Raw genomic sequence first — 11,016 nt, forward strand, 5'->3', positions numbered from 1 at the left:
CTGGATCCATGAGAATCAGGTGTATGAACTGGGACAAATGGATAAGACATCTCAGCTGGACGTAGTAACGGTGTACTTCCAGTTGTATTGTGTTGCCAGATCTGGTGCCGGAAACGCTTGCTCCAACGTAAAGGGTGCAGATCTTCTGGATTCTGTTCTGGATTATAACGACGAATTTTCGGAAGTATGCTATAACTTGATGGACGTGAACGGTGACGGCGTTCTGGACAATACAGATGCTCTAACTGCACTGGTTGACGTGGGATTTATGGGAGCAGGAATCCAAAAGACCATTTATTTTGAAGAAGGACGCTATGATCTCACAATGGATTCTATTCCGGGAACCGTGAATATCAACGTTGTTGGACCAACAACGGCAAACGTTACTTTGAGCGTGTATTAAGGCGATTTTGAGCATGTATTAGAGTCTGCTTCGCATCTTTTTGCATGCATTTCTCAAAAAAATTGATGACACAAAATACGAAACAGACGTTTATAACTGCTTTCGTTTGAAACGCAAGCCGTCGGCAATTCTGCCGGCGGCTTTTTCTATGGGCAGCCACCCAAAAAGTGCACAAAACCCATTGCAAACCAGCATCATCTATGCTATAATAGAAGGGTATATCCGGCAGAACGCCGGTCATGGGAATCCCGTAAACAGGATTCGTATCAACAGAAAGGAAGTTTTTTCACTATGGACGCAAGTACATTTCCGATTTCATTCACCTATCACCTGATCTTCTGCCTGATCGCAGGAGCCTTTTTCGTTGTGCAGTTCATTCGCCTGCGTCGCCCGTACCAGCTGCTTCTGGCAGTGGGCATCGTCGCTTCCCTGCTGATCTACGTCGGCGGCGAACACAACAAGGTCTGGTTCCACACGGTGGGCATCTTTGAACTGGTGCTTCTGCTGGGAGCCATTGTTCTGTCCATAATCGCCCGCAAAAAGGAGAAGCAGGCAGCCGCTGCACAGGCAGCCGACACCGCCGTTGACAGCAAAACTGAGGAAACCGACGCATGAAACTGGTAGTGACAGACGGAGCGACTCTGTCCGGCGGCGGGGTGTCGCTGGACATATTTTCACAGTTTGGCGAAGTGCAGATCTACGACCTCACCGCACCGGAACAGCTGGCGGAACGTGTGAGCGATGCCGACGGCATTCTCTGCAACAAAACGCCCATTCCGGCGGAATTGTTCGACCGCTGTCCGAAGCTGCGGTATGTGGGCGAATGTGCCACCGGCTATAACAACATCGACATTGCCGCCGCAAAAGCACACGGCGTGACAGTCTGCAATGTGGCAGGCTATTCCACCGATGCCGTGGCACAGCACACCTTTGCCCTGATCCTTCACCACTACAGCCGCGTGGCACAGTATGATGCCGCTGTCCGGCAGGGTGCGTGGAAACAGGCAAAGACGTTCTGCATCATGCCCTACCCCATGCAGGAACTCGCCGGAAAAACGCTGGCAGTGGTGGGCTACGGCAGCATCGGCAAAAAGGTTGCCGCAATTGGTGCTGCTTTTGGCATGCGGCTCTGCATCGCCACACGAACCCAGCCCCAAAACTGCCCCTATCCGCTGGTATCGCTGGACGAAGCGTTCCGGCAGGCGGACATTCTCACCCTGCACACGCCCCTGACAGAACAGACTACCGGCATGGTCAATGCCCGGCGGCTGAGCACCATGAAGCCCACGGCTCTGCTGGTGAATACCGCACGGGGCGGACTGATCGTGGAAGCCGACCTGGCACAGGCTCTGCAAAAGGGCGTGATCGCCGGTGCCGCACTGGACGTGCTGACAGAAGAACCCATGGGAGATACGCCGCTGTTCGGGCTGGAAAACTGCACACTGACACCCCATGCGGCATGGACACCGCTGGAAACCAGACAGCGGCTGCTGGAACTGGCGGCGGAAAATTTACGGTGCTGGCTCGCCGGAACGCCGCAGAATGTGATTACTGCACCATAAGGAGAAAAACCAAAATGATAGATGTATCCTCAAAAAAGCGTATCGTTCTCAAGCTGGGAACCTCCACGCTGACACATAAAACCGGAAAACTGAACATTCGCCGCATGACCAATCTGGTGCGGATCTTGTCCGACCTCCACAACGCGGGAAAGGAACTGCTGCTGGTTTCCTCCGGTGCGGTGGGCATGGGTGTCGGCAAGCTGAACCTGCCGGAACGCCCCAAGGACACGCCCTCCAAACAGGCTGCTGCCGCAGTGGGACAGTGCGAACTGATGCACATTTACGACGACATGTTTTCCAAATATAATGTTACCGTGGCACAGATTTTGCTGACACGTGCCACCCTGACCAACGAGCGTCTGCCCCACGTACAGAACACCATTGGCAGACTGCTGGAAATGGGTGTGATTCCCATTGTCAACGAGAACGACACGGTGGCGATCGATGAGCTGGAACTGGAAATCGGCGAAAACGACTCCCTTTCCGCTACGGTTGCTGCCGCAGTGGGAGCAGATCTGCTGATTATCCTGTCCGACATCAACGGACTGTACTCCGCCGACCCCCGCACCGATGCCAATGCACAGGTCATTCGGGAAGTCCGGAAAATCGATGCCCGCATTGAACAAATGGCAGGCGGTGCCGGTTCGGCACTGGGCAGCGGCGGCATGGCAACCAAGATCAATGCTGCAAAAATTGCCACCGAAGCCGGCGTGGATATGGTCATCATGAACGGCAGAGATCCGGAACAGCTGTACGCCCTCTTTGACGGCGAACCGATCGGAACACATTTTCTGGCAGAATGAATTTATCACACGAAACCCGCAGGTGATTGCATCAATAGCGTTTTTTGCTCCAGCAATTTTTTCAAAAATGCTGGCGAGGTTCAGGGCGAGGAGCCCTGATCGCTGTCCGCAGACAGCGAAACTCCCCGTGCCACGCTTTCGGCACGCGGAGAAAGGGGTGAGAAAATCGGCAGATTTTCGAGGGGAAGCGAACAAGACCGCTTCCCCTCCACGGAAATCAATTTTTAAAAATATGTTGATTTAAATTATGCCAAATTATGAGATTTGACAAGTGAGGCTCCCCTGAAAGGGGAGCTGGCAGTGCGTAGCACTGACTGAGGGGGTTCCACTTATGCCGAAAATGTCATAAAAAGATTTTACGAAAAACCCCTCCACCGCCTAACGGCGGTCCCCCTCCCCTTTCAGGGGAGGCTATCATGAAAATTGATTTCCGTGGCTCCCCCTGATTACCCTTTTCCAGCAAGAAACCTATGAGAAATATTCCAGTGGAATATTTCTCACGAGATACCTGAAACAAGACTTGGTGCAGTATCAACATGGACAGCATTTTTTAGAAAAATAGCTGCACTAAAAAATCTTCTCATCCACCTTTATCATCTGGAAAGGAGCATGCCCATGAACGCTCTACTGACCTACCGCCGTCTGACAGAAGCAGACGTTCCCACATTTGTGACAATGCGAATCACGCAGCTAAAAGAAGAAGGGGCACAGTCCGATCTGGACTTAGAGCCGGCACTGACAGCATACTACCAGAAGCATCTGGCAGACGGCACTTTCGTGTCATGGCTGGCGGTGGACGGTGAAAAAATTGTCGGCACCAGCGGCATGTCGTTTGTGGAAAAGCCGCCGTACTACAGCAATCCCACCGGCAAAATCGGGCTGCTCTCCAGCATGTACACGAACCCCGCCTATCGCAGACAAGGCATTGCCCGAAAACTGCTGGATCATGTGGTGGAAGAAGCCAGAACCTATGGCTGCGGAGCCGTGTGGATCACTGCGTCTGAAATGGGTGTGCTGTTATACACCGCATATGGATTCGAGAAAAACGGGCGGTTTTTGCAGTACCCGCTGTCATGAAAGAAATCATTAGAGAACGCTTCCGTGTAAAACATCCCACTGGGATGTTTTACAGAGTCACCAATACAAAAGGGGCAGCCAGGGAAAGCGGTCGTGTTCGCTTTCCCTCGAAAATCTGTCGATTTTCTCACCCTTTTCTCCATGCGCCAAAAGCACGGCGCAGAGATTTCGCTGTCTGCGGACAGCGACCAGGGCTTCTCGCCCTGGACCTCGGCAGCATTTTTTAGAAAAATTGCTGCACCAAAAAAATCTTCTTTGAATCGTCAATCCCACTTTTTATCATTCGGAAAGGAGCATACCCATGAATTACGCTGAAACCCTTGGTGTCAAGGCAAAAGCTGTGGAATCCGCCATTGCCACTGCCGCACCGCAGGTCAAAAACAACGCCCTCGCTGCCATTGCCGATGCCCTGCTGGCAAGACAGGAGGAAATCCTCGCCGCCAACGCCAAAGACTTGGAGGCTGCCGTACAGAACCACATGACAGAATCGCTGCAGGATCGACTGCGGCTGACTCCTGCCCGCATTTCCGGCATGGCAAATGCTGCCCGCCAGCTGATCGCCGCCGAAGATCCCATTGGTTCTGTAGACAGCGGCTCTGTCCGCCCCAACGGCTTGCAGATCCTCAAAACCCGTGTGCCGCTGGGTGTCATCGGCATTATCTTTGAATCCCGCCCCAATGTCACCGTAGATGCTGCCACCCTCTGCCTGAAAGCCGGAAACGTGGTCATTCTCCGCGGCGGCAAGGAGGCGATCCACTCCAACACCGCACTGGCAGAGATCATGCGGGACGCTGTGGAAACTGCCGGACTGCCCAAGGACATCATTCAACTGGTGGAGGACACTTCCCGTGAAACTGCCGCCGACATGATGCACCTGACTGGCTATCTGGACGTGCTGATCCCCCGCGGCGGTGCCGGTCTGATTCAGGCAGTGCTGCGGCAGTCCACCGTGCCGGTCATTGAAACCGGTGCCGGAAACTGTCACGTCTATGTGGACAGCTGCCTGCACGGCGAAGCGGATTATGAAATGGCTGTCCGCATCATCGACAACGCCAAGACCCAGCGTCCCTCTGTCTGCAACGCCATTGAAGGGCTGATCGTGCATCAGGACGTTGCCGCAGAAATTCTGCCGCGGGTACAGGCTGCATTCCGCACCCATGATGTGACTATTTACGGCGATGAACAGACACGGAAGATTCTAGGCGATGCCGTTCAGCCGGTGACGGAAGAACTGTATGACACAGAATTCAACGACTACAAAATTACCGTGAAAGTGGTGGCAAGTCTGGACGAAGCCATGGCACATATCGCCAAGTACAGCACCAAGCACTCGGAATGCATCATCACCCGCGATCTGGACGCTGCCCAGAAATTCCAGCGAACCGTTGATGCGGCAGTCGTCTATGTCAACGCCTCCACGCGATTTACCGACGGCGGCGAGTTCGGCTACGGTGCAGAGATCGGCATCTCCACCCAGAAGCTCCACGCAAGAGGACCTATGGGACTGCACGAACTGACCACAGTGAAGTATCTGGTCAGTGGCAACGGCCAGATTCGGGAGTAAGTCGTGCTGCCAATTCTCTGCGGCATCGGCTGTGCCGTGCTGGTGATTCTGGACATTGTCGGAAAGCTGCACCCAGAACGCACCCGCTCACAGGTACTGCTGCATCTGTTTTCACTGGTTGGAGCACTGCTTCCGCTGGCAGCGATGGTTTGGGTGTACGTTCTGTTCCCGAACCAGACCGATTCGAATCCTGTGCTGCAAGTCCTGCGGTATTTGTATGATCTGCCGGCACCGCTGTCCTTCCTGCCCAAACTGGCAGTAGCATTTTGTGCCATGACATGGTGCTATACCATGGTACGCACTTGCAGCTGTGTACCCATTTCCCAAACCGGCAGCACCCCGCAGCAGGCGGCAAAACAACAGCTGACCATGCTGTGGCTCTCCCTGCCGTTTTTCCTGCTGATGCTGGTTTCCGGTGTCATTCTGCTTGTGTACCTGCTCAGTTTCTGGTGGATATTTGCACTGCTGGTTCTGATGTTCGGCATTATTTTCCTGCCGGCAATTATTTTCGGAGCCGTGATGCTGGGATATGTGACACTTCTGATGGCTCTGCCCCTGCTGCTGTATCTTGTCGCCCTGCTGATTCCCTATGTCATGGGCATTGTCTACGGCAGCCGGTATCTGATCGCCTGTGCTCCCTGTCTGGGCTGGAAAAAGCCCTGGCGAATCTTTTTGCAGGTGGTCATGTGTCTGCCGTGGCTGCGGTGGATCGTGACAGCGATCACTATGGAAAAGATGCGGAAAATACACTAGGGTATGTTGATAATAAGGGCAATACCGCACAAAGATTGTGCGGTATTGCCTAAACTAAAACGCCTCGGCAAACGGAATTTTTACCGTTTGCCGAGGCGTTTTATACGATCTATGAAAGTTTTATCCCACAGCGTGAGCATTGTCCAGCTGTTCCAGCTGTTTCTGATACTCCTCCAGCGACAGGGCAGTTTTGGCATCTTTCACCTGCGGGCTGGCTTTATAGCGATAGTCCTCGATGCTCTGCTCGTCCAGCCGGAAAAAGCCCTCTCCGGCGGTGAGATCGTAATAGCCGTAAGCCGACTGTGCTTCGTTCTCCATCTGGTAGGCGTAGATCTGCACTTCTTCCAGCGAGTTCCCCTCTGTCAGATAATCCTGTGCAATATATTCCGTGTCCATGTGACAGCTGTTGATGAAAAAGCCCAGTTCTGTTTCCGAGCCGTAGATCTGGGTATGGGCACCGTTTCCACAGCCCTCCACCTGTACCGGCTGTTTGTCCGCATCGGCTGTCCAGACGTAGAGGGCATAATCCGCTTCGCTGTAGCCTGTCCGAACGATCAGTTCCGGTGTGCCGTCCTTGTCCATATCATAGAGCACATAGGTGAACGGCTGAAGCATATCGTCACTTTCCAGATCTTTCTGATACTGTTCCACATAGTACGCGATCACATTGGCGTAAGGGTCTACCCCATCTGCGGAGAATTCCAGCTTCGGGGCATCGGTGAACACCGGCGTGGTTTCCGGTCTGGTGTCCTTTGTCAATTCCTCTGCACTGTGGATTCGGGTGCAGCCGCCGGACACGATACCGGCAAGCAGCACTGCTGCCAGAATGATCGCTTGTGTATGCCGCATGAAAACGCCTCCTTATTCCACCGGTTTCCGCACCACGCTGCCTGCGGGGAATGCCGTTTCACAGGCAATGGAGCACTGCATCATGGCATGATTTGCGGTTTCGATAGATTCGCCGTCCTCGTTTTCCAGCCCCTGTGCAGCCACCGTCACCGGCGGCTGTCCGGCAGCCACGATTTCCAGAGAATCCCCCGCAAAAAAGCGGTTTCTCTGGGTGAGGTACAATCTGCCCTGTTCCCAGCGGTTGACCACTGCCACCACGTCACAATTCCGGACATAGCTGCTGTCGGCGTATCGCTGGGCAGCGTTTTCTCTGCCATAGAAAAAGCCGGTGCAGTATTCCCGATGACTGACCTGTACCACTTCCCGCAGTGCCCATTCCGGTGCCGGCTGTCCTGCCATTGCCGCGTCCAGAGCCGCACGATAAGCGTTGGTGATAATTGCCACATAGTACGCCGACTTGTTCCGCCCCTCGATTTTCAGGCTGTCCACGCCGGCGTCCAGCAGTTCCTGCAAATGGTCGATCATGCAGAGGTCTTTCGCGTTGAAAATATAAGTGCCCTCATCGGTTTCCTCCACAGGGAAATACTGTCCCTCCCGCTTGGATTCCACCACGTGATAGTTCCAGCGGCAGGGCTGTGCACAGGCACCGCGGTTGGCATCCCGTCCGGTGAGATAGGCGGACAGCAGACAGCGTCCCGAAAAGGACATGCACATGGCACCGTGGACAAACACTTCCAGTTCCATTTCCGCCGGAATCTTTGCCCGAATACCGGCGATCTCCTCCAGCGAAAGCTCCCGTGCCAGCACGGCACGTTTCACGCCCATATCATACAGAGCCTGACAAGTGGCATAGTTGACAATACCGGTCTGGGTAGACATGTGGATCTCCATATCCGGTGCCAGCTTCCGAGCCGTTGCCAGAAGCCCCAGGTCTGCCAGAATCAGGGCATCTGCTCCGGCTTCCTGTGCCTCCCGCAGGAACTGGGGAAATGTGGGAATTTCCTCGTTGCGGGGCAGGGTGTTGCAGGTGAGGTATACCTTTTTCCCGTACTGATGTGCCAGTGCAACGGCTTCGTGCAGCTGTTCCGCACTGTGAAAATTGCTTGCCGCCGCCCGCATACTGAAGCTTTCCCGTCCCAGATACACCGCATCTGCCCCGTAATCCAGAGCCCCGCGGAGGCGTTCCAGATCGCCGGCAGGTGCCAGCAGTTCCGGTTTATTCTTCTGTGTCATTGCTTTCCTCCTCGCTGCTTTCCGCAGCTGCGGCTGCTTCCTGCTGTTCCTGCACTTTCTGCTGGTTGGCTTCGTGCTCCTGCAAGGTTTCCGCAAAGTAGGTTTCCTTGGTGTCAATGTTGGAGTAGAAGAAATAGTAGTTGGTGTTGTCCGGATAGAGTGCCGCGTGAATGGCTTCGCTGCCCGGATTGCAGATCGGGCCAGCCGGCAGACCGGTGCACTGATAGGTATCGTAAGAGGTATACAGATCCTGATTATAGGACTCGCTGTGAGGCTTGATGACTTCTTCCACATACTTGGTGGTGGGATCGGACTGGAGCAGCGGATACTCGGTGGCATTGTTCAGACGATTCCAGAATACGGAAGAGATCGTCGCCATCTGCTCGGTGTTCCCTGCCTCTGCCTGGATCATCGATGCCAGCGTAATGGTCTGATCCAGCGAAATATGCAGAGCGTCCATGCGGTCATACATGTCCTTGGTGATCTTGTCGTTGAAGTTCCCCAGAATCTTCTGGCAGACCAGTTCCACGTCCATTTCCTGATAGAATGTATAGGTATCGGGGAACAGATAGCCCTCCATCTGATAGAACTTTTCGTCCTGGAAGCTGGGCAGATAGTCCTCATAGGCATAGCCGAACTTCGCACTGTGGTTAAAGTAATCCAGAAATTCGTCGGCATCGCAGACGTTGTTTTCTTCCAGCAGATCTGCGGCATCTACCAGACGCATTCCCTCCGGAAATGTCACAGATACCGACAGTGAACTGTCCATGGGATCACTGATCAACTCACTCAGAATGGTTTCATACGCCATGTCCGGCCGCAGCTCGTGGTCGCCGGGCTTGATGTCCTTGTCCTTGTCGCTCATGCCCACGATAAAGACAAAAAAGTCCGGCTTGGTAATGATCCCCGAATCCTGCAAAGTCCCTGCGATCTCTTTCATGGTGGCTCCCTGCGGAATGGTAACGATCTTGGTGGAACTGTCGCTGTTGATGCCCAGAAGATCACGCCCGTAGACGATCAGGGCACTGGACAGCAGAATGGACACGCCAATGATGATAATGATCATTGCCAGTGCACTGATGACACGATGCTGTTTCCGCTTTTTGCGGGGACGCTTGGCGGTGCTGGCAGTGGTGCTATGTACCGATTCCGGACGAAACGGCTGGCTCTCCCCTTCCAGATCTTCATACAGCGGGTCATTTTCCAATACCGGCTGCCGGGCGGTGAACACCTGATCCGTATTCCACTGGGCACTGTTGAAAAGAACAGTGCGGTTGTCGGGTTCCGGTGCCGGTGTTTCCGCAGCCGGCTGCTGCTGTGTCTGCGGTGCTGCCGCAGGACGTACCGGTTCTGCCGGTGCCGGCCGGGCTGCCGGAGCAGCGGAAGCCGGTTTTGGCGGTTCCGGATCCCGTGCCGGTGCGGGCTGAGGAGCCGGCTGGCTCCTGGGAGCTGCCGTTTCCCGCAGGATCTCATTCAGCAATTGATCGCGGTTGAAGTCTTTGTTATCCATTCCATACCTCCAGCGAAGATTCTGTAGCAATACCGTCCAGACGCTGGTCTGTCGGTTCCGTGGGCACACAGTCCGTGAGAAACGGTGTCAGTGCACAGCCGATTTTCAGTAAAAAGGGATACGCCGCCAGAAAGCGGTCGTAATAGCCGGCACCATAGCCCAGTCTGCCGCCCTTTCGGTCAAACGCCAGCCCCGGCACCAGACACAGCGGTACCTGCTCCGGCTGGGGCGTGATGACCGGCAGCGTTTCCTGCGGTTCTGCCACGCCGAAGCTGCCGGAGAGCAGCTGCTGTTCCAGCGGCACTTCCCTGTTCAACTGGTGAAATGCCATGCGGCGTTCCGGCAGACAGCGGGGCACGGCAACAATTTTACCGTCCGCCAGAGCCTGCCGGAGAATGCCCCGTGTTTCCGGTTCCTGCGGCAGGGCAACAAAACAAAACAGCTGGCGGCAGTTCCGGTAATACGAACTTTCCAGAAACCGGCGGCAAAGCCGCTGTTCCCCTGCGGCTTTTTCTTCCGGCGGCATTGCTTTGCGGCGGCGACGCATTTCCTGCCGGAGAGCCTGTTTTGCCGCAATCTGCTCAATCACAGAGAATGGACCCGCGAATCTGCTGCTGGGTTTCTCTGCCGCATACGGCTCCCACCAGTTCCAGACCGAAATCCACTGCCACGCCGGCACCCCGTGCGGTAATGATCTTGCCGTCCCGAATGACACCGTCGCTGCCGATCTCCGCTCCGGTCAGTTCCTTTTCGAAGCCGGTATAGCAGGTAGCAGTCTTTCCGTTCAGCACGCCCTTGTGTCCCAGAATAGAGGGAGCAGCACAAATCGCACCGATCCAGCGGTCATTGGCAACGCAATAGTCAATGACAGCCTGCACCACCGGAGAAGCTTCCTCGTTCAGCGTGCCCGGCATGCCGCCCGGCAGCACGATCATATCCATATCGCCGCCGATCTGCAATTCCTCTGCGGTGATGTCTGCGGTCACGGGAATGTGGTGTGAGCCGGTGACGATCTTTCCGGTCACGCCTACAGTGGTCACTTCCTGCTTGGCACGGCGGAGCATATCCACCGGTGCAAGAGCTTCGACTTCTTCAAATCCATTGGCAAGAAATACATAAATCATAGTGATGATCCTTTCTGTATGTTGAGGCAGCACCGCACGAAACCCGTCTGTGGGCTTTGCACGCAGTCTGACATCAAAGCTTTGTGCAGTGCTGTTTTAAAATTTTCAAGGCAATACCGCACAAAGATTGTGCGACAG

12 protein-coding genes are annotated in these 11,016 nt (G+C 54.6%); 7 read left to right on the top strand and 5 right to left on the bottom strand.

Annotated features, from left to right (window positions below; translation table 11 throughout):
* From RUMCAL_RS15880 to RUMCAL_RS05310, 7 genes are all read left to right on the top strand, one after another.
* Positions 1 to 403 (top strand): hypothetical protein (locus RUMCAL_RS15880; RefSeq protein WP_021681577.1); only part of this gene is annotated, 403 nt, incomplete at its 5' end.
* Positions 404 to 694: 291 nt separating this feature from the next.
* A complete protein-coding gene (locus RUMCAL_RS05280; protein ID WP_021681579.1) occupies positions 695 to 1,018 on the top strand; it encodes a hypothetical protein in 324 nt (107 codons plus the stop codon).
* Entirely contained in the window at positions 1,015 to 1,965 is a 951-nt protein-coding gene (locus RUMCAL_RS05285; protein ID WP_021681580.1) for a D-2-hydroxyacid dehydrogenase, read from the top strand. The genes RUMCAL_RS05280 and RUMCAL_RS05285 overlap by 4 nt, the downstream gene beginning before the upstream one ends.
* A 14-nt stretch (positions 1,966 to 1,979) precedes the next feature.
* The gene (gene proB, locus RUMCAL_RS05290) at positions 1,980 to 2,768 is read left to right on the top strand and encodes a glutamate 5-kinase (RefSeq protein ID WP_021681581.1); all 789 of its coding nucleotides are present in this window, start codon (positions 1,980 to 1,982) and stop codon (positions 2,766 to 2,768) included.
* A 615-nt stretch (positions 2,769 to 3,383) separates the two neighbouring features.
* A complete protein-coding gene (locus tag RUMCAL_RS05300) occupies positions 3,384 to 3,845 on the top strand; it encodes a GNAT family N-acetyltransferase (protein WP_040647136.1) in 462 nt (153 codons plus the stop codon).
* 301 nt (positions 3,846 to 4,146) lie between these two features.
* Positions 4,147 to 5,409 carry a glutamate-5-semialdehyde dehydrogenase gene (locus tag RUMCAL_RS05305; RefSeq protein WP_021681586.1) on the top strand — a complete coding sequence of 421 codons (1,263 nt, stop codon included), beginning with the start codon at positions 4,147 to 4,149 and terminating at the stop codon, positions 5,407 to 5,409.
* A 3-nt stretch (positions 5,410 to 5,412) separates the two neighbouring features.
* Positions 5,413 to 6,162 carry a hypothetical protein gene (locus tag RUMCAL_RS05310; RefSeq protein WP_021681587.1) on the top strand — a complete coding sequence of 250 codons (750 nt, stop codon included), beginning with the start codon at positions 5,413 to 5,415 and terminating at the stop codon, positions 6,160 to 6,162.
* A gap of 120 nt (positions 6,163 to 6,282) precedes the next feature.
* Here the strand turns inward: RUMCAL_RS05310 and RUMCAL_RS05315 are convergent, their stop codons facing one another.
* Genes RUMCAL_RS05315 through RUMCAL_RS05335 form a run of 5 tightly spaced genes read right to left on the bottom strand, consistent with a single transcriptional unit; the run spans position 6,283 to position 10,878 of the window.
* Positions 6,283 to 7,011, bottom strand: a complete 729-nt coding sequence (locus tag RUMCAL_RS05315) for a hypothetical protein (protein WP_021681588.1) — start codon at positions 7,009 to 7,011, stop codon at positions 6,283 to 6,285.
* 12 nt (positions 7,012 to 7,023) lie between these two features.
* The gene (locus RUMCAL_RS05320) at positions 7,024 to 8,244 is read right to left on the bottom strand and encodes a peptidase U32 family protein (protein ID WP_021681589.1); all 1,221 of its coding nucleotides are present in this window, start codon (positions 8,242 to 8,244) and stop codon (positions 7,024 to 7,026) included.
* The gene (mltG, locus tag RUMCAL_RS05325; protein WP_021681590.1) at positions 8,228 to 9,754 is read right to left on the bottom strand and encodes an endolytic transglycosylase MltG; all 1,527 of its coding nucleotides are present in this window, start codon (positions 9,752 to 9,754) and stop codon (positions 8,228 to 8,230) included. Before mltG ends, RUMCAL_RS05320 begins: the two co-directional genes overlap by 17 nt.
* A complete protein-coding gene (locus RUMCAL_RS14450; protein ID WP_021681591.1) occupies positions 9,747 to 10,343 on the bottom strand; it encodes a 5-formyltetrahydrofolate cyclo-ligase in 597 nt (198 codons plus the stop codon). The genes mltG and RUMCAL_RS14450 overlap by 8 nt, the downstream gene beginning before the upstream one ends.
* The gene (locus RUMCAL_RS05335; protein ID WP_021681592.1) at positions 10,336 to 10,878 is read right to left on the bottom strand and encodes a DJ-1 family glyoxalase III; all 543 of its coding nucleotides are present in this window, start codon (positions 10,876 to 10,878) and stop codon (positions 10,336 to 10,338) included. The genes RUMCAL_RS14450 and RUMCAL_RS05335 overlap by 8 nt, the downstream gene beginning before the upstream one ends.
* Positions 10,879 to 11,016 lie beyond the last annotated feature (138 nt).

It is taken from the genome of Ruminococcus callidus ATCC 27760 (assembly GCF_000468015.1).
In the GTDB taxonomy this organism is placed as follows: domain Bacteria; phylum Bacillota; class Clostridia; order Oscillospirales; family Ruminococcaceae; genus Ruminococcus_C; species Ruminococcus_C callidus.